We start from the raw sequence: 19,132 nt of genomic DNA on the forward strand, positions 1-19,132 counted from the left end.
CCGGGTGCGCTGAAGGTACGCCCCCAGCGGGCCGTCGCCGACGCCTACGCCGACCCCACGTCCCTGACCCGGCGCGCCTTCGCCGCGATCACCCCGCTGCCGGACGAGAACGCCACCGCCTACCGCTCGGCCGCCCTCCCCGCCTCCAACGGCATCGCCACGGCGGACGGGCTGGCCCGCGTGTACGCGTCCCTCATCGGTGAAGTGGACGGCGGAACGCGGCTGTTCACCCCGGAGACAACGGAACTGGCCCGCGCCGAGGCGTCCGCGGGACCGGACCGGGTGCTCGTGGTCGGCACCCGGTTCGGCCTCGGCTTCATGCTCCACGGCCCCGCGTCCCCCCTCCTCTCCCCCACCGCCTTCGGCCACCCCGGCCGGGGCGGCGCCCTCGCCTTCGCCGACCCCGCCTCCGGCGTCTCCTTCGGCTACGTCACCAATGGCTTCCAGGGCGGAGTGACGGCGGACCCGAGGGCCCAGGCACTGGTGCGGGCGGTACGGAGTGCGCTGGGCTGAGCCCGGTCAGACGTGGATGGGATGCGAGACGCGCCCGGAGTCCGCGTCGATCTCCTCGTGTGCCTTGGTCAGCAGGTTCATTGCCAGTTCGTTCAGGGCGCGGGCACCGGCGATCTCCTCGCCGACCCGCGGCTGGTTGGAGTCGACCCGGTGCCGGGTGGCGTGCCCGTTCGCCCGCACCTCACTGCCGTCCGCCAGCCGTACCAGCGCCACCGCGCGCGTGTGCTGGTCGTCCTCCTCGAACTCCAGCTCGATGTGCCAACCCACGGCGTTGTGCGTCATCCCAACCACCTCCGAAAACCACCGTGCCCCCTGCTTCAAGGGTGCGCCCGCCTCCGGCGAACTTCACGTCGGCGTGTTCCCGGCAGGGCCTTGGCTGGCGCCGGGAGCCCCCCGGCGGCGGTCGCGCCGGGGGATTGCGTCACCGGAGGCGGTACCGCATCACATCCGGGTCACCGAAAGCCCCGTCCGGGCCCCGGCACCGGCGTGTCAGCGGCATTCGGAACCCCCGCCGGCCGCCGGAGGCTCACTCGGCCGTCTTCTCCTCGAAGCTCGCGAAGTACGCCGCCGCCATGTCCTCGTCCCCATGCCCCTGGGCGGCCGCGCGGGCGAAGCGGTTGGCGGTGGCTTCGGCGAGGTCGAGGCGGACGCCGCCCCGGTCCGCGGCGGAGGTGATGAGGCGGGCGTCCTTCTCGGCGGTGGTGACGGCGAAGGAGGCCGGGGTGAGCTTGCCGTCCAGGATCAGGGCGGCCTTGGCGCGGAGGTAGCCCATGTCCAGCGGGCCGCCCTCGATGAGGTCGAAGAACGAGCGCGGGTCGACGCCGAGCGCCTGCGCGAGCGCCAGCACCTCTCCCGTGGCCGCGGTGACCGCGAGCACCCAGTTGTTGGCGACCAGCTTGAGCCTGCTCGCGCTGCCCTCCGCCCCGTCCTCGCCGGTCCACACCGTACGGGAGCCGACCGCGTCGAGGACCGGCGCGAGGGTGGCCCGCCCCGCCTCGGGCCCGGCGGCCAGCACGGTGAGCTGACCGTCCTCGGCGGGCTTGCGGGTGCCGAGCACGGGCGCGTCGTAGAACTCCAGCCCGTGCTCGCGGGCGAACGCGGCGAGGCGGCCGGTGAGTTCCGTACCGGCGGTGGTGCTCTGCACCCACAGGATGCCGGGGCGCAGCGCGGGCGCCGCCTCGCGCATCACCTCCAGCACGGTGTCCCCGTCGTACAGCATGGTCAGCACCACGTCCGCGCCCTCGACCGCCTCGGCGGCCGTGCCGGTGACGCGGACGCCGTCCTCCGCGAGCGGCTCGGCCTTGGCGCGGGTGCGGTTCCAGGCGCGTACGGGGAGCCCGGCGGCGGCGAGGTTGCGGGCCATGGCGGCGCCCATGATGCCGGTGCCCAGCACGGCGACGGTCGGCCGGTCGGTGGCGGTCATACGGTGGCTCTCCTTCTCACGGGGTGCGGTCCCACGAGGGACTGTCGATCATGCCCCTCGCCCCCATCCTGCCCGCAGACCCGGTCCGGCCCACCGTGGCACAGCCGGTCGCGCTCCTACCGGTTGAAGAATTCGACGACTTCCCGCGCGGTCGGCTTGCGGGCGGCTTCGGCGGACTCCTCGACGATGCGCGGGAACAGCACCCGCTCGTACGCGGCGAGCGCGGCCTCCGTGTCGCCGGGGTGCGCGGCGAGCGCCTCTCCGAGTTCGGCCCCGTCCAGCATGGCGAGGTTGGCGCCCTCGCCGTTCGGGACGGAGAGGTGTGCGGCGTCGCCGACCAGGGTGACACCGGGCACGCGCTCCCAGCGGTGGCCGGGAGGCAGGGTGAAGTGGGGGCGCAGGACGGGCGGGGTGTCGGCGTCGGTGAGGAGCGCGGTGTACTCCGGCGCCCAGCCCGCGTACTCCGCCGCGATCCGGGCGGTGGCCGCCGCGGCGTCGGTGAAGTCGACGCCGTCGAACCACTCCAGCGGGCGGGTGAGCGCGGCGTAGGTGTGGACGGTCTCGCCGCTCTCCCGGTGCGCGGTGATCGACTGGGCCTCCCAGTCCCGCTCGAACACGGCGAACGATCCGCCGCCGACCATCTTGGCGACGGCGGGGTGCCGGGTCTCCACGTCGTAGAGGTAGGTCTCGACGAACGCCTCCCCCGCGTACTCCGGTGCCGCGTCGGAGAGCAGCGGCCGGACCCGCGACCAGGCGCCGTCCGCGCCGACGAGGAGGTCGGCGGTGAGGGAGGTGCCGTCGGCGAACGTCACCTCGTGGCGCCCGTCGGCCAGGGTCCGGGTGCCGCTGACCTTGTGCCCCCAGCGGACGGTGCCCTCGGGCAGCGCGTCCAGCAGGATGCGCCGCAGCTCACCGCGCTGCACCTCGGGACGCCCGCCGGTGCCGTCGTCGGCCTTGTCGAGCAGCACGGTGCCGTCCCGGTCGATGAACCGCATCGCCTGCCGGCCCTCCAGCACGATGCCCCGGAACTCGTCCGTCAGGTCGGCCGCCTCGACGGCCAGTTGCCCGTTGTAGTCATGGATGTCGAGCATCCCGCCCTGGGTACGGGCGGCCGGGGAAGCCTCCGCCTCGTACACCGTGGACGCCATCCCGTGCACATGCAGCACCCGGGCCAGCGTCAGCCCCCCGAGACCCGCACCGATGATCGTGACGTGAGTGGACATGCCTGCTCCTCGCTGACGGTCCCCGCCGGGCGGCCACCCGACGAGCACCCCCAACGTCCCAACCCGCCCCGACACGCGACCGACACCGGTCCGACAGCCCCGACGGCGGGCCGACAGACTCATCCCGCGTGCAGCATCAGCCCGATCCCCACCACCAGCAGACCCGCCGCCGCGATGCGCGGAGCGCCGAAGCGTTCCTTGAAGAAGAGGGCGCCGATGGCCGCGCCGACGATGATCGAGGATTCGCGGAGGGCGGCGACGGGGGCGAGGGGGGCGCGGGTCTGGGCCCACAGGACGAGGGCGTAGGCGGCGACGGAGAGGACCGCGCCGAGGAGGCCGAGCGTGGCGTACGGCTTGAGCAGGCGGACCATGTCACCGCGCACCCGGTGGTACATGTACGCGGGGATGAAGATCCCCTGGGCGGCCATCAGCCAGGCGATGTAGCCGAGGGGGGTCTCCGCGTGCCGTACGCCGATGCCGTCGAGGACGGTGTACACGGCGATGGTGAGCCCGGTGGCGACGGCCGCGCCGATGGCCTTCCAGTCCGGCCGCCGCCCCCGCAGCCCCCACAGGCTCACGCCGGTCAGCCCGACACAGGACACCGCGACCCCGGCGGCCGCCCATCCGCCGGGCACCTCGTGCGCGAACACGGCGGCCAGCACGGTCACGACCAGCGGCGCGGTACCGCGCGCGATCGGGTACGCCTGCCCGAAGTCCCCGAGCCGGAAGGAGGTCATGAGCAGCGCGTAGTACGCGACGTGCACCCCGGCGGAGACGAGCAGATACGGCCACGCGGGTCCGGCCGGCCAGGGCGCGAACAGCGCCATCACCAGCCCGACGACCAGTCCGCCCCCGGCGATCAGCGTGAACCCGGTCAGCTTGTCGCTGATCCGGTGGGCGATGGCGTTCCACCCGGCGTGGGTGAACGCGGCGAGCAGTACGGCGGCGGTGACGAGCGGCGTCACCGGTCAGGACCAGTCGTCGTCATACCCGGCACGCTAACCGATCACTGTGTGGCCTGTACAAGGGGTTCGGCCGGGGCCGCCCCGCAAGCCTGGATCGCGGGGGTCCGCCGTCACTTCCCCGGCGAACCCGGCGGCATGACGACGGACGGCCGGTGAGGCACCCGCCCCACCGGCCGTCCGTCGTCAACACTGTCAGGCGCTGACCAGTTCCCGGTCCCCGTCCGGGTCGGGGTCCGTGCGGAGTCCCTCGCCCTCGACGTCCACGTTGGGCAGCGCGCGGTCCAGCCAGGCCGGGAGCCACCAGGCGCGGCGGCCGAGGAGGGCCAGAACGGCCGGGACGATGGCCATGCGGACGATGAAGGCGTCGAAGAAGACGGCGATGGCCAGGCCGAAGCCGATCATCTTGATCATCGCCTCGCTGGAGCCGATGAAGCCGGAGAAGACGGCGATCATGATGACGGCGGCGGCGGTGACGACACGGGCGCTGTAGCGGAAGCCGGTGACGACCGCCTGGCCCGGGTTCTCCCCGTGGACGTACGCCTCACGCATCCGGGTCACGAGGAACACCTCGTAGTCCATGGCGAGGCCGAAGACCACGCCGACCATGAAGATCGGCATCATCGACATGACCGGCCCGGTCTGCTCGACGTTCATCAGGCCGGACAGCCAGCCCCACTGGAAGACCGCGACGACCGCGCCGAGGGCGGCCAGCACGCTGAGCAGGAAGCCGAGGGCAGCCTTCAGCGGGACCAGGATCGAGCGGAACACCACGATCAGCAGCAGGAAGGCGAGGCCGACGACCAGCGCGAGGTACGGCAGCAGCGCGTCGTTCAGCTTCTGCGACACGTCGATGTTCATCGCCGTCGCGCCGGTGACCAGCAGCTTCGCGTCCGTCGCGGAGGCGATCGACGCGCTCTTGCCCCGGATCGCGTGCACCAGGTCCTCGGTGGTGGCCGAGGACGGCTGGGACTTCGGCACGACGGTGATGATCGCGGTGTCGCCCGCCTTGTTGGGCGCCGGCGGGGTGACGGTGACGACGTCCTTCAGGCCCTTGATCTCGTCGCCGACCTTGGCGAACGCGGCCTTCTTGTCGGCGCTGCCCTTGGCGTCGACGACGACCATCAGCGGACCGTTGAAGCCGGGGCCGAAGCCGTCGGAGAGCAGGTCGTAGGCGCGGCGCTGGGTGGTGGAGACGGGCTGGGAGCCGTCGTCGGGGAGGCCCAGTTCGAGCGAGGCGGCCGGGACGGCGGCGGCGCCGAGGCCGACCACACCGAGCAGCAGCACGGTGAGCGGGCGCCGGACCACGAAGCTAGCCCACCGGGTGCCCATGTTGGGACGGCCGGCCTTCTTGGCCGCGCGTCCCCCGCCGAGCAGCTTGCTCTTCTCGCCGGCCGGCTTGACCGTACGGCCCGCGTACCCGAGCAGCGCCGGGATCATGGTGAGCGCGATCAGCACCGCGATGGCGACCGTGCCCGCGGCGGCCACGCCCATCTTGGTCAGCATCGGGATGTTGACGACGGAGAGCCCGACCAGCGCGATGACGACGGTGAGGCCCGCGAAGACCACCGCCGAGCCCGCCGTACCGACGGCGCGGCCCGCGGCCTCCTCGCGGTCGCGGCCCTCGGCCAGTTCGGCGCGGTAGCGGGAGACGATGAAGAGGGCGTAGTCGATGCCGACCGCGAGGCCGATCATCGTGGCCAGGGTGGAGGTGGTGGAGCCCAGGTCGAGCGGGGTGGCCAGCGCGGTGATCGTGGAGACGCCGATGCCGACACCGATGATCGCGGTGAGCAGCGGCAGGCCGGCCGCGATGAGCGAGCCGAAGGTGATGACGAGGACGACGGCGGCGATGGCGATGCCGATGACCTCGCTGGACCCGGTCTCGGGTGCGGTGGTGAGCGCGTCGCCGCCGATCTCGACGGTCAGCCCGGCGTCCCGCGCGTGCCCGGCGCTCTCCTTGAGGGCGTCACGGGAGGAGTCCTCCAGCTCCATCCCGGAGACCTTGTACTTCACCGAGGCGTAGGCGATCGTGCCGTCCCGGCTGACCGCCTTGCCGGTGTACGGGTCGGCGACGGAGGCGACCTCGGAGCCGGAGCCCAGCTCCTTGACCGTCTTCTCCACCGCCGCCTTGTTGCCGGCATCGGTCATCTTCTGGCCCTCGGGCGCCTTGAAGACGACGCGGGCGGTGGCGCCGTCGGCGCTCATGCCGGGAAAGCGCTGCTCCAACAGGTCGAAGGCGCGCTGCGCCTCGGTGCCCGGGATGGAGAAGGACGAGTTCCCCGCGGGTGGCGCGGAGGCGGCGCCCACCCCGGCGAGGGTGAGCAGCGCGACCCACAACAGGGCGACGAAGTGCCGTCGCCGGAAGGCGAATCGGCCGAGTTTGTACAGGTACGTGGCCACGAGGGCGTACTCCCGGTCAGGTCGTGAAAGGCATCTGGGCAGGAAAGGTCAGCCCGGCGACGTGAGCGGTGACGTCAGGAGGTGGGCTTGCTGGGGAGGGGGTCGGTCAGGTGGTGGGGACGCCGAGAGCGGGGAGGATCACGGCGTCGATGTAGGAGCTGAGGAAGTCCTGGGTGGGTGGCCGCTCGTCGATGAGCGCCCGGGTGGCGAACGCGCCGATCATCATGTGCACCACGAAGGGCAGCGCCGGGTTGGCCGGGGCCACTTCGCCCCGGTCCACGGCACGCGAGAGCATCCGGCGCAGCTCGGTGATCTCGGGCTCGATGACCTGCTCCCGGAACGCCTGCAGCAGGTCCGGGTTGGTGTGCGTGGCCATGGCCAGGCCCCGCATGAGGGCGGTGTTCTGCTCCATGGCGCAGTCGTCCTCGCGGTGCACGAGTGCCAGGAAGTCCCCGCGCAGAGAGCCGGTGTCCACGTCGGAGATCCGGCCGGGCTTGCTGTGCCGGATCGCGCGGGCGACCAGTTCGGCCTTGCCGCCCCACTGGCGGTAGAGGGTGGCCTTGCTGGAGCGGGTGCGGGCGGCGACGGCGTCCATGGTGAGGGCGTCGTAGCCGACCTCGCGGAGCAGGTCGAGGACCGCCTCGTACAGCTCGGCCGCCCGCTCGGGCGTGAGTCTGCTGCGACGCGCGGTGGCGGCGTCGGTCATGCGCCTCACCTTCTCCCGCTCATCCGGACGACATGGCTCGCGTACGGGACTCCGTACAGGACGAAGGTACCCCGGCCGCCTGCGAAACGAAACCGTTTCGTACGGGTGCGGGGCGTGGCCTGCGTCACGGGGCACGGGTCCGCACGAGTTGCTGTGCCTCTCGCGCCGGAAAAGCATGGATGAGTGAGCTATCTGCGGCTTCCCCACATCAGTGACGATCTGCTGTGCTTCGTGGCCGAGGACGACCTCTGGCTGGCGCCGCTCGACGAACCGGGCCGCCCCTGGCGGCTCACCGCGGACCGCGCCAAGGCCGGACACCCCCGCTTCTCGCCCGACGGCAAGCAGATCGCCTTCACGAGCTGGCGCAGCCTGGTGCCCGAGATCCACCTGGTGGACGTGGCCGGCGGCCCGGCACGGCAGTTGACGTACTGGGGCAGCGCCGACACCCAGGTGTGCGGCTGGACGCCCCCCGACCAGCACGGCAGGAGCGACATCCTGGCCGTCGCCTCGCACGGCCAGCCCTTCTCCTACTTCACCTGGGCCTACAAGGTCGGCACCAACGGCAGTCCCGGCGGACGACTGCCCTGGGGCCCGGTCGGTGACATCCAGGTCGCGGACACCGCGGGCGAGCACCAGACCCTCCTCCTCACCGGTACGCCCCCGCACGAACCGGCGTCCTGGAAGCGGTACCGCGGCGGCGCCATGGGACGGCTGTGGCTCCAGGGGCAGCGGCTGCTGGAGGACATCGACGGCCAGCTCTCCTCCCCGATGTTCGTCGCCGGCCGCATCGTCTTCCTCTCCGACCACGAGGGCATCGGCAACCTGTACTCCGTCGCCCCGGACGGCACCGGCCTGCGCCGTCACACCGACCACGACGCCTTCTACGCCCGGCACGCCGCGACCGACGGCGAGCGGGTGGTGTACCAGTGCGCCGGTGACATCTGGATCGTGGACGACCTCTCCCCCACCGGCACCCCGCGCAGGCTGGACATCGACCTGGGCGGCGCCGCCCCCGGCCGCCGTCCCTACCAGGTGCCCGCCGCGCACAACGTGGACGGCCTCTCGGTGGACGAGACCGGCCGGGCCAGCGCGGTCACCGTCCGGGGCAGCCTCTACTGGCTCACCCACCGCGACGGCCCGGCCCGCACCATCGCCGACACCCCCGGCGTCCGGGTCCGGCTGCCGGAGATGCTCGGCTCGACCGGCCAGCTCGCCTACGTCACCGACGCCGAGGGCGACGACGCGGTGGCCGTCGCCCAGCTCCCCCGCGCCAGCGGCGGCCGCGAGCCCCGGCTGCTCGGCGAGGGCCGGCTCGGCCGGGTGCTGGAGCTGGTCTCCGACCCGGAGGGCGAACGGCTGGCGGTCGCCTCGCACGACGGCAGGCTGCTGCTGATCGACGTGGCGGAGGACGCCGAGAGCACCGAGGGGCGGGAACCCGGCACCGTCACCGAGCTGATCCGCTCCGACAACGGCCCCGTCCGCGACCTCGCCTTCTCCCCCGACGGCGCCAGGCTCACCTGGTCCCACCCCGGCATCGGCCGCTCCCTGCGCCAGATCAAGCTCGCCCGGATCAAGGACCGCCTGATCGTGGACGTCACCAACGGCCGCTTCGAGGACGAGAACCCGGTCTTCACCAGCGACGGCCGCTACCTCGCCTTCCTCTCCTGGCGCGGCTTCGACCCGGTGTACGACGTGCACACCGGCGACCTGTCCTTCCCGCTCGGCTGCCGCCCCTACCTGGTCCCGCTGAACTCGGCCACGCCCTCCCCGTTCGCGCTCAACCCCGAGGGCCGTCCGGCGGCGGGCGGGCTCGATCCGCTGGAGACCGGGTCCGGCGAGGGCGGCACGGTGACCGTGGAGGTGGAGGGGCTGGAGAACCGGGTCACGCCGTTCCCGGTGATGTCCTCCAAGTACTCGGCGCTGCGCCCGGTCGCGGGCGGCGGGCTGGTCTGGCTGCGCTGGCCGATCTCCGGCGCGCTGGGCGAGACCTTCGTCAACCCCGCCGACATCAGCGGGCGGCCCACGCTGGAGCACTTCAACCTCAGCAAGGCGAAGAAGTCCGAACTGGTCGGCCATCTGGACTGGTTCGAGGTGAGCGGCGACGGGACCCGGCTGGTCGTGGTGGACGAGGGCGACCTGCGTGCGGTGCCCGCCACCGAGCCCGGCGACAGTGACACCACGGTGTGGATAGACCTGCGGCGCATCCTGCACGAGGTGGACCCCGCCGCCGAGTGGCGCGGCGCCTACGCCGAGGGCGGCCGGATCACCCGGGCCTACTTCTGGGACCCCGGCATGTGCGGGATCGACTGGACGGCGATCCTGGAGCAGTACCGCCCACTGGTCGAACGGGTCACCTCCCCCGACGAGTTCGCCGACCTGATGCGCGAGGTCCTCGGCGAACTGGGCACGTCGCACGCCTACGTCACCCCGGCCCGGCGCAACGAGGGCCCGCCGCACTACCAGCGCCGGCAGGGCCTCCTCGGCGTCAACTTCGTCTGCCGGGACGGTGCCTGGCTGGTCGCCCGCATCCTGGACGGCGACTCCTCCGACTCCCGCGCCCGCTCCCCGCTGGCCGGCACCGGCATCCGTGCGGGTTCGGTGCTGACCCATGTCAACGGGCGCCCGGTGGACCCGGTGACCGGGCCGTACCCGCTGCTCGCGGGCTCCGGCGGCACCACCGTCGACCTCACCTTCACCCCGCCGCCGGGCGAGCCGGGCCCCGCCCGCCGGGTGGCCGTGGTCCCGCTGCTCGACGACCGGTCGCTGCGCTACCAGGACTGGGTGGCCAAACGCCGCGAGGTGGTACGGGAGCTGAGCGGCGGCAAGTGCGGCTACCTGCACATCCCCGACATGGGCGGCTCCGGCTGGGCCCAGTTCAACCGGGATCTGCGCCTGGAGGTCTCCCGGCCCGCGCTGATCGTGGACGTGCGCGGCAACGCGGGCGGGAACATCAGCGAGCTGGTGATGGAGAAGCTGACCCGGAAAATCCTCGGCTGGGACCTCACCCGTGACGCCCAGCCGGTGTCGTACGCCTCCAACGCGCCGCGCGGGCCGGTGGTGGCGCTGGCGGACGAGGCGACGTCCTCCGACGGCGACATGATCACCGCCGCGATCAAGCTGCTGGGGCTCGGCCCGGTGGTCGGGCAGCGCACCTGGGGCGGGGTCGTCGGCATGACCGGCCGGCACCGGCTGGGGGACGGCACGGTGATCACGGTGCCGATGAACGCGGCCTGGTTCGAAGAGTACGGCTGGTCCGTGGAGAACCGGGGCGTCGCCCCCGACCTGGAGGCGCTGCGCACCCCACTGGACTGGGCCGAGGGCCGCTACGCGCAGCTCGACGACGCGGTGAGGCTCGCGCTGGACATGCTGGAGACGACCCCGGCCGCGGTGCCGCCCGACTACAGCGACGTGCCGGACCGCTCGCGGCCGAAGCTGCCGCCGCGCGAAGAGGCGTGAGAGGGCAAAAAAGAGGGCGGGACCTCCCGCCACTGACAACCTATAGCGCAAGGGGGGCCTTGCGGCAAGGCCCCCCTCATGCCGCAGAATCGCTCGCCGAGCCCAGAACCTGCGGAAATGAGTGATCCACTACATGTGTGCGCTGCTGTCCGAGCGTGAGCCCGCGCCGGAGTCCCGCGCGTTCGACCTCCCCGACCGGCTCGCCGCCAAGGCCGACCCGGCACTGATCGCCGCGGACGAGCGGCACTTCGCGGACATCGCCACCGGCCTGGAGCAGACCGTCGCCGAGCTGTCCGCGAGCCTGGACGCCCTGCGCCGGGCGCCCGGCGGGGTCGGCCGGGAGGTGCTGGAGCGAGACCTGGAGATCCACCGGCTGACGGCCCGGCTGCGCGCCCTGCGCCGCTTCGGCCTCGACCTCTGCCTGGGCCACATCGTGCACGACGGCGACCCCGAGCCGGTCTACATCGGCCGGCTCGGCCTCACCGACAGCACCGGCCGCCGGCTGCTGATCGACTGGCGCTCCCCCGCCGCCGAACCGTTCTTCGCCGCGACCCACGCCCACCCGATGGGCCTTCTCCGCCGCCGCCGCTACCGCTGGACGCGCGGCCGGATCAGCGACTACTGGGACGAGGTGTTCACCGCCGAAGGTCTGGAGCATCACGCGGCGCTGGACGACCAGTCCGCGTTCATCGCCACCCTCGGCACCAACCGCTCGGAGCGGATGCGGGACGTGCTCGCCACCATCCAGGCCGACCAGGACGCCATCATCCGCGCCTCCTCGCGCGGCGCCCTGGTGGTGGACGGCGGCCCCGGCACCGGCAAGACCGTCGTCGCCCTGCACCGCTCCGCCTACCTGCTCCACTCCGACCCGCGTCTCGGACACCGCCGGGGCGGCGTGCTGTTCGTCGGCCCGCACCAGCCCTACCTGAACTACGTCGCCGACGTACTGCCGAGCCTGGGCGAGGAGGGGGTCCAGACCTGCACCGTGCGGGACCTGGTCGCCGAGGGCGCGACGGCGGGCATCGAGGCGGACCCGGAGGTGGCCCGGCTGAAGTCCTCCGCCGACCTGGTGAAGGGCATCGAGAAGGCGGTGCGCTTCTACGAGACCCCGCCCACCGACCCCCTGACCGTCAGCACCCCCTGGGCCGAGCTGCACCTGACCGCCGCCGACTGGGCCGAGGCGTTCGAGGCGGCGGAGGCGGGCGTCCCGCACAACGAGGCCCGCGACCTGATCTGGGAGGCGCTCGTCACGATCCTCCACGACCAGCTCGACAAGGAGGTCCCGCAGCAGCTGTTCCGCCGGGCCCTGGCCTCCGACGGCGAGCTGACCGGCACCCTCCGCCGCGCCTGGCCCCTGCTGGAGGCGGCCGACCTGGTCGGTGACCTGTGGACCGTGCCGGCGTACCTGCGGATGTGCGCCCCCTGGCTCACCCCCGACGAGGTACGCCTGCTGCGCCGCGCCGACCCGCAGGCGTGGACGGTGTCCGACCTGCCCCTGCTGGACGCGGCCCGGCAGCGGCTCGGGGACCCGGAGACCTCGCGGAAGAAGCGCCGCCAGGCCGCCACGGTCGCCGTCGAACGGGAGCGGATGGCCGCCGTCATCGACAGCGTGATCGCGGCCGACCCGGACGGCGAGGGCGCGGTGACGATGCTGCACGGGCAGGACCTCAGGGACAGCCTGGTCGACGAGGGCGCGCTGCCCGCCATCGAGGCGGACGCGCTGGCCGGGCCGTTCGCGCACATCGTGGTGGACGAGGCCCAGGAGCTGACCGACGCGGAGTGGCAGATGCTGCTCCTGCGCTGCCCGTCCCGGAGCTTCACCATCGTGGGCGACCGCGCCCAGGCCCGGCACGGCTTCACCGAGTCGTGGCGGGAGCGGCTCGCGCGGGCCGGCCTCGGCCGGGTCGAGGTGGCCTCGCTGAGCATCAACTACCGCACCCCCGAAGAGGTGATGGCGGAGGCCGAGCCGGTGATCCGGGCCGCCATCCCGGACGCCAACGTGCCCACCTCGGTACGCGCGGCCGGCATCCCGGTCACCTACGGCCCGGTGTCCGGCCTGGACGCGGTGCTGCACGAGTGGCTGGCCGAGAACGCGGAGGGCACCGCCTGCGTCATCGGCGCTCCCGCGTTCAAGGAGCGCCCCCGCGTCCGGTCGCTCACCCCGGAGCTGGCGAAGGGGCTGGAGTTCGACCTGGTCGTGCTGGTGGAGCCGGACGCCTTCGGCGAGGGTATCGAGGGCGCGGTGGACCGCTATGTGGCGATGACCCGCGCCACCCAGCGGCTGGTCGTGCTGAGCGGTACCTAGTCACGCGCCGGGGCGGGGCGCCCGGACGTGCCGGGCGCCCCGCCGTGGCTTTCGCCGGATCTGCCGCGTCAGGCGGTGTGGTCCGGGTCGAAGCGGTCCTCCATGTCCCGCATGCCGCCCTCGGCGCGGTCACGCTGGGGCTGGTGGGCGCGCTCCTGGTGGTCGCGCCCCTGCGGGCCGCGCTGGCCGGCCTTCTCGCGCGCCTGGCCGGCCTTCTCCTTGGCCTGGCCGGCCTTCTCCTTGGCCTGGTCCTGCATCTTGCGGGACTTCTCCTGGAACTGGTCCTTCATACCCATGTGGGTTCACACTCCTGGTGAGAACGGTTTCGGCCCCGGTGGAGCCTCGACCAGATTCACACGGGCGAACACCCTCCGCATGTCGATCACTTACGCTGCGTAGCGCGGGCCGCCTCGTCGGCCGCGCCGCCCGCGCCCACCAGGCCCGACCGCATCCCGGTCAGCCGGTCGGCGTACCTGCGCATCTCCCGCTGGCCGACGGTGCCGATGAGTGCCGGGAGGTAGCCGCGCAGGCCCTGCATCCCGCGCAGCCACCACTGTCCGTACACGTGGGGCGACCGGCGCTCGATGCCGTCCACCAGCCGGTCGACGGCCGGGCCGAGCGGGTAGGTCTTGTTCGACGGCCAGGGCAGCCGCTGCCGCAACTCCCGCATCACGTCGTCCTGGTCGGCCCCGCGCACCATGTCGGTGTCGGTCCAGGACAGGTAGGCGACGCCCACCCGCACGCCCAGGTAGCCGACTTCGCCGCGCAGGCTGTGCGCGTACGCCTCCACGCCCGACTTGGAGGCGCAGTACGCCGTCATCATCGGCGCCGGGGTCATCGCGGCGAGGGAGGCGATCTGGAGCAGGTAGCCGCGGCTCTCGGTGAGCACCGGCAGGAAGGCGCGGGCGGTGACGGCCGAGCCGATGAGGTTGACCTCGATCACCCGCCACCAGGCCACCGGATCGGAGTCGGCGAACGGACCGCCGGTCGCCACACCGGCGTTGGCCACCACGATGTCGACCTTGCCGAACCGCTCCTTCACCTCGGCGGCGACCCGGCCCATCGCCTCGTGGTCGGTGACATCGGCGTACCAGTGGGCGCTCTCGCCGTACAGCCGCTCGGAGACGGCCTTCAGCTCGTCCTCCTCCAGGCCGACGAGGGCCACCTTGGCGCCGCGCGCGGAGAGTTTGCGGGCCAGCAGCTCGCCGACGCCGCGTGCCGCACCGGTGACGACGGCCACCTGTCCTTCCAGACCGACCTTGCTCATGCGCCCTCCTCCAAGGTGGCGGGGATGCTCCCCGTGACGTACATGGTGACGAGTTCCCGTATCCGGCCGGTCACCGCTTCCGGTGCCTCCACCGGGGTCATGTGCCCGATGCCGAACAGCTCGGTGAACCCGGCACAGTTGGGCAGCTCGGCGACGAGTGCGCGGGCGTGCGACGAGGGGGTGAGCCGGTCGGCGGTGCCGTGCAGCACGGCGGTGGGCACGGTCAACTGCCGCACTCCGTGGTCGAGATCGAGCCGGTCCAGCACCCCGCCCCAGGCGTGCCGGGCGGTGCGCGGGCAGGCGTGCACGATCCGGGCGCAGGTGTCGACCAGGTGCGGGGCCGAACCGGCACCCATGGTCGCGTACTTGAGGACCTTCTTGGCCAGTGGCGTGACCGGGCCGAGCGGCAGGGACGAGCCGAGGATGCGTCCGGTGAGCCAGGTGCGGACGCGCCCGGCGCGCAGCGGCACCACGCGCGCCTCGGCGGTGAGCCGTCCGCTGCCGGTGCTGCACAGCAGCGCGGCGGCCGCGTGCTGCCGGAAGCGCGGGCGGGCCGAGGCGGACATGATCGTCATGCCGCCCATGGAGTGGCCGACGATCAGGGCGCGTTCACCGGGCGCGAGGGTGGCCGCGAGCACCGCTTCCAGGTCGTCCGCGAGCGCGTCGGTGGAGCACACCGGGCTGTACGGGCTGAGGCCGTGGCCGCGCTGGTCGTAGGTGATGACCCGGTGGTCGCGGGCCAGCTCCTCGGTCTGCGCGGCCCAGAAGGCGGTGGAGCAGGTCCAGCCGTGGGAGAGCACGACCGGGGGCGCGTCCTCGGGGCCGTGCACCTCCACGTGCAGGCGGGCGCCGTTGGTGGAGGTGACCTCCAGGGTGCGGCTCATGCGGTGGCCTCGCTCGGGACGGCGGCCGGCTTCGTGGTCTCGGGCGCGGGCCTGCGCAGCACCTCGTACTCGGTGAGGTCCACGCGGCGGGTGGCCTGGCGGAACTCGCTGGTGGTGCCGGGCCAGACGGTGGTGTTGCGGCCGCCCGCGTCCAGGTACCAGCTCGTGCAGCCGCCGGTGTTCCAGACGGTGCGTTTCATCCGCTCCTGCACCCGGCGGTTCCAGCGGTCGACGGCGGCCGGGCGGGCGTCCAGCGCGGTGCGGCCGCCGAGGGTGCCGAGCTGGCGCATGTAGTCGGCCAGGTAGTTGAGCTGGGACTCGATCATCAGGATCATCGAGGAGTTGCCCAGGCCAGTGTTGGGCCCGATCACGCTCAGCCAGTTCGGGAACCCGGCCGCCGAACCGCCGCGCAGCGCCTCCATGCCGCCCTTCCACGCCTCGGCGAGCGTGACGCCCCCGACACCGACCACGCGCTCGGCGATGGGCATGTCGGTGACGTGGAAGCCGGTGCCGAAGACGATCGCGTCGACCTCGGCCTCGGTGCCGTCGGCGGCGACCACGGTCGAGCCCCGGATCTCGGTGACCCCGCCGGCCACCACGTCCACGTTGGGCTGGGCGAGCGCCGGGTAGTACGTGCTGGACAGCAGGATGCGCTTGCAGCCGATGCGGTAGTCGGGGGTGAGCTTGGCGCGCAGGGCCGGGTCCTTGATGGCGCGGGACATGTTGCGCTTGGCGAGCTGCTCGACCAGGCCGAGTTCGTCCGGGTGCTTGGTGAACGCCTGCACCTGGAGTTCCCGGATGCCCCACAGCAGCCCGCGCCGCAGCCGTGCGGTGAAGGGCAGCGCCTGGTGCAGCCTGCGCTCGGCGGTGCCGATGGCCCGGTCCATGCGGGGCATCACCCAGGGCGGGGTGCGCTGGAAGACGGTGAGCCTGCCGACCTCGGGCTGGATCGAGGGGACGATCTGGATCGCGGAGGCGCCGGTGCCGACCATGGCGACGCGCTTGCCGCGCAGATCGAAGTCGTGGTCCCAGCGGGCGGAGTGGAACACCCGGCCGGGGAAGGAGTCCAGCCCCGGTATGTCGGGGATCTTCGGGTCGGACAGCGGGCCGGTGGCGGAGACCACCACGTCGGCGGTGAGCGAGCCGCTCGCGGTCTCGATGTGCCAGCGCAGCTCGTCCTCGTCCCAGGTCATCAGCTTGACCTCGGAGTCGAAGCGCAGGTGCGGGCGAAGCCCGAAGTCGTCGGCGACGCGCTCCAGGTAGGCACGGATGTGCTCCTGCCCGGAGAAGGTGCGCGGCCAGTCGGGGTTGGGGGCGAAGGAGAAGGAGTACAGGTGCGACGGCACGTCGCAGGCACAGCCCGGATAGCTGTTGTCCCGCCAGGTCCCGCCGACGCTGCCGGCCCGCTCCAGGACGACGAAGTCGGTGATCCCCTCCCGGCGCAGCCGCACGGCGGCCCCCAGCCCGCCGAACCCGGACCCGATCACCGCCACCCGTACATGCTCGTGCTCGGCCATCCCGACGCCTCCACGCATCCTCGGACTGTGCCAGTGAACACTGGCGCAATGGGACTGTAGAGCAGCTCCGTACTGAGCGGTAGGGGGCGCGGAAAGGAAAGTTACCGTCGGTACGCCATAGGCTGCGGACGTGGCAGAAGACGGCGGACACAGCGGCGGGCAGGCCGGCGGGCGCGAGTACCGCATGGAGGAGCTGGCGCGCCTCGCCGGGATCACCGTGCGCACCCTGCGGTTCTACCGCGAGCGCAGACTGATCCCGCCGCCCCGCCGCGAGGGCCGTATCGCCTGGTACGACGACCATCATCTGGCCAGGCTGCGCACCATCGCGGCGCTGCTGGAGCGCGGGCACACGCTGAACGGGATAGCCGAGCTGGCCGAGGCGCTGGACAACGGCCGGGACGTGGCCGACCTGCTGGGCGTCGCCCCGCCCACCGAGGAGGAGCCGGTCAGGCTGACCCCGGAGGAGCTGGCGGCCCGCTTCGAGGGCGAGGTCACCCCGGAGAACCTGGCGGCCGCGATGACTCTGGGCTACGTCGGCACCGACGGCGACGAGATCGTGCACATCAGCCGACGCCTGCTGGACGTCTCCGCGGCACTGGTCCGCGAGGGCATCCCGCTGGCCGAGGTCCTGACGGCCGCGGCCCGGGTCCGCGAGCACGCCGACGCCCTCGCGGCCCTCTTCGCCGAGGTGATCGGCCGCCACGCCCCGGAGGACTCCCTGCAGCGCCTGCGCCCGCTGGCCCGCAGCGTGGTGGAGGCGGAGCTGTCACTGGCCATGGACCGGCGACTGAGCAAGCAGGCCTAGGACCTGGCCCTAGCGCTCGTACACCACGGTGACCGGCGCGTGGTCGGACCAGCGCTCGGTGTGGGTGGCGGCGCGCTCGACCCAGCCCTTGACCGCCTTCGCGGCCAGGCCGGGGGTGGCCATGTGGTAGTCGATGCGCCAGCCGGAGTCGTTGTCGAAGGCGCGGCCCCGGTAGGACCACCAGCTGTAGGGGCCCTCGGTCCCGGGGTGCAGGGCGCGGACGACGTCCACGTACCCGCCGTCCCCGGGGCCGAGCACCCGGCTCAGCCACTCCCGCTCCTCGGGCAGGAAGCCGGAGTTCTTGACGTTGCCCCGCCAGTTCTTGAGGTCGGCCTGCTGGTGGGCGATGTTCCAGTCGCCGCAGACCAGGACCTCGCGGCCGTCGGCGGCGGCCCGCTCGCGCAGCTCCTTGAGGTGGGCGGAGAACTCGCCCATGAAGCGGACCTTCTCGTCCTGCCGCTCGGTGCCGACCTCGCCGGAGGGCAGGTACAGCGAGGCGATGGTCACACCGGGGAGGTCGGCCTCGACATAGCGGCCGGAGCCGTCGAACTCCGCCGAGCCGAAGCCGACCCGGACGCGGTCGGGCTCACGACGCGTGTAGAGGGAGACGCCCGCGCGGCCCTTGGCGGCGGCGGGCGCGTGCACCACGTGCCAGCCGTCGGGCTGCCGTACGTGCTCCGGGAGTTGCTGCGGCTCGGCGCGCACCTCCTGCAGGCAGACCACGTCCGCGGCAGTCTGCTCCAGCCACTCCACGAAGCCCTTCTTGGCGGCGGCCCGCAGTCCGTTCACGTTCACCGAGGTCACAGTCAGCACCAGGGCACGATACCGGCACACTGGTGGAGACCGATGCCCACTCGCCGCATAGAAGTACGATGCCCAGCATGATTATCCGCCGCGTTCGCTTCGACCACCCCGACGCCGTGAAGCTCAATGACGAGGTCCAGGCCGAGTACCACGTGCGCTACGGCGACGGCGGCGACGCCACGTCGCTCGACCCGGCCGACTTCGACCCGCCCAGAGGCGTGTACCTGATCGCGTATGACGCCGAGGACCGCCCGGTCGCCACCGGCGGCTGGCGCAGCCAGGACCTGAACGGGGAGGGCAACCAGGACGGCGACGCGGAGTTGAAGCGCATGTTCGTCATCGAGCAGATGCGCGGCCACGGCCTGGCCCGCCGCATCCTCGCCGAACTGGAGGCGGACGCCCGCGAGGCCGGCCGCACCCGCATGGTCCTGGAAACCGGCACCGAGCAGCCCGAGGCCATCGCCCTCTACACCTCCAGCGGCTACACCCCGTGCACCAAGTTCGGCTACTACCGCCACCACGAGAACAGCCTTTGCTACGCGAAGCCGCTCCGGGTGCCGCGCGGCACGAACTGACCCGGCTCAGTGGCCTGTTGCCGCAGCACAGGCCACTGCTGCCCCTGTGACGCGCCTGTGACGTGACGGCGATCACTCCGCCGAAAGTCGGAACATACGATCAGCTCAGTAGCTGCCGCGCCTTTCGGCCCCACCTGACAGTGCAAGCGGATGCGACTCCCCCTCCTCATCATCCGGGTTCTTTCGTATTTTCTGGAGTCCTTCATGCCTTCGCTCGGTTTCCGACGCAACTCCGCCCTCCGCGCCGGTTTCGTCGCCGCCTCTCTCACTGCCACCGTCCTGCTGCCGGCCG

Annotated in this window: 15 protein-coding genes and 1 pseudogene; 5 read left to right on the forward strand and 11 right to left on the reverse strand. The window is 72.6% G+C overall.

Annotated features, from left to right (window positions below; all coding sequences use genetic code 11):
* Window positions 1–513: serine hydrolase domain-containing protein (locus GT030_RS23365; RefSeq protein ID WP_161202773.1), on the forward strand; the 513-nt coding region annotated here is incomplete at its 5' end.
* A 6-nt stretch (window positions 514–519) separates the two neighbouring features.
* Here the strand turns inward: GT030_RS23365 and GT030_RS23370 are convergent.
* The 6 genes and pseudogenes from GT030_RS23370 to GT030_RS23395 form a co-directional block, all read right to left on the reverse strand.
* Window positions 520–795 carry a DUF1876 domain-containing protein gene (locus tag GT030_RS23370; protein WP_135791818.1) on the reverse strand — a complete coding sequence of 92 codons (276 nt, stop codon included), beginning with the start codon at window positions 793–795 and terminating at the stop codon, window positions 520–522.
* A 244-nt stretch (window positions 796–1,039) separates the two neighbouring features.
* Window positions 1,040–1,951 (reverse strand): annotated as a pseudogene (locus GT030_RS23375) (NAD(P)-dependent oxidoreductase); the annotation flags it as partial.
* Between the two features lie 101 nt (window positions 1,952–2,052).
* On the reverse strand, window positions 2,053–3,159 hold the full coding sequence (locus GT030_RS23380; RefSeq protein WP_161202775.1) for an NAD(P)/FAD-dependent oxidoreductase: 1,107 nt from the start codon (window positions 3,157–3,159) through the stop codon (window positions 2,053–2,055).
* A 119-nt stretch (window positions 3,160–3,278) separates the two neighbouring features.
* A complete protein-coding gene (locus GT030_RS23385; RefSeq protein ID WP_161202776.1) occupies window positions 3,279–4,124 on the reverse strand; it encodes an EamA family transporter in 846 nt (281 codons plus the stop codon).
* Window positions 4,125–4,316: 192 nt separating this feature from the next.
* Entirely contained in the window at window positions 4,317–6,521 is a 2,205-nt protein-coding gene (locus tag GT030_RS23390) for an MMPL family transporter (RefSeq protein ID WP_161202777.1), read from the reverse strand.
* A 106-nt stretch (window positions 6,522–6,627) separates the two neighbouring features.
* Window positions 6,628–7,227 carry a TetR/AcrR family transcriptional regulator gene (locus GT030_RS23395; protein WP_161202778.1) on the reverse strand — a complete coding sequence of 200 codons (600 nt, stop codon included), beginning with the start codon at window positions 7,225–7,227 and terminating at the stop codon, window positions 6,628–6,630.
* A gap of 183 nt (window positions 7,228–7,410) precedes the next feature.
* Here GT030_RS23395 and GT030_RS23400 point away from each other — a divergent pair, with 183 nt between their 5' ends.
* Both GT030_RS23400 and helR read left to right on the forward strand, forming a co-directional pair.
* Window positions 7,411–10,683: a S41 family peptidase gene (locus GT030_RS23400; protein ID WP_161202779.1), complete on the forward strand. Its 3,273-nt coding sequence runs from the start codon at window positions 7,411–7,413 to the stop codon at window positions 10,681–10,683.
* Between the two features lie 133 nt (window positions 10,684–10,816).
* Window positions 10,817–12,988 carry an RNA polymerase recycling motor ATPase HelR gene (gene helR, locus GT030_RS23405; protein WP_161202785.1) on the forward strand — a complete coding sequence of 724 codons (2,172 nt, stop codon included), beginning with the start codon at window positions 10,817–10,819 and terminating at the stop codon, window positions 12,986–12,988.
* 68 nt (window positions 12,989–13,056) lie between these two features.
* On the opposite strand, the gene GT030_RS23410 is transcribed toward helR, so the two are convergent.
* From GT030_RS23410 to GT030_RS23425, 4 genes are all read right to left on the reverse strand, one after another.
* On the reverse strand, window positions 13,057–13,284 hold the full coding sequence (locus GT030_RS23410) for a hypothetical protein (protein WP_161202780.1): 228 nt from the start codon (window positions 13,282–13,284) through the stop codon (window positions 13,057–13,059).
* A gap of 86 nt (window positions 13,285–13,370) precedes the next feature.
* Complete coding sequence (locus GT030_RS23415; RefSeq protein ID WP_161202781.1) at window positions 13,371–14,255, reverse strand: SDR family oxidoreductase; 885 nt, start codon at window positions 14,253–14,255, stop codon at window positions 13,371–13,373.
* Complete coding sequence (locus GT030_RS23420) at window positions 14,252–15,139, reverse strand: alpha/beta hydrolase (protein ID WP_161202782.1); 888 nt, start codon at window positions 15,137–15,139, stop codon at window positions 14,252–14,254. The genes GT030_RS23415 and GT030_RS23420 overlap by 4 nt, the downstream gene beginning before the upstream one ends.
* The gene (locus GT030_RS23425; protein ID WP_161202786.1) at window positions 15,136–16,656 is read right to left on the reverse strand and encodes an NAD(P)/FAD-dependent oxidoreductase; all 1,521 of its coding nucleotides are present in this window, start codon (window positions 16,654–16,656) and stop codon (window positions 15,136–15,138) included. Before GT030_RS23425 ends, GT030_RS23420 begins: the two co-directional genes overlap by 4 nt.
* A gap of 184 nt (window positions 16,657–16,840) precedes the next feature.
* Between GT030_RS23425 and GT030_RS23430 the strand changes: the two genes are divergently transcribed.
* Window positions 16,841–17,461 (forward strand): MerR family transcriptional regulator, encoded by a 621-nt coding sequence (locus GT030_RS23430; protein WP_161202787.1) that lies wholly within the window; start codon window positions 16,841–16,843, stop codon window positions 17,459–17,461.
* A gap of 9 nt (window positions 17,462–17,470) precedes the next feature.
* Here the strand turns inward: GT030_RS23430 and GT030_RS23435 are convergent, their stop codons facing one another.
* Window positions 17,471–18,274: an exodeoxyribonuclease III gene (locus tag GT030_RS23435; protein WP_161202783.1), complete on the reverse strand. Its 804-nt coding sequence runs from the start codon at window positions 18,272–18,274 to the stop codon at window positions 17,471–17,473.
* A gap of 68 nt (window positions 18,275–18,342) precedes the next feature.
* Between GT030_RS23435 and GT030_RS23440 the strand changes: the two genes are divergently transcribed.
* Entirely contained in the window at window positions 18,343–18,840 is a 498-nt protein-coding gene (locus tag GT030_RS23440; RefSeq protein WP_161202784.1) for a GNAT family N-acetyltransferase, read from the forward strand.
* The last annotated feature ends 292 nt before the right edge of the window (window positions 18,841–19,132 follow it).

The organism is Streptomyces sp. SID1328 (assembly GCF_009865595.1).
Taxonomy (GTDB): domain Bacteria; phylum Actinomycetota; class Actinomycetes; order Streptomycetales; family Streptomycetaceae; genus Streptomyces; species Streptomyces griseoluteus.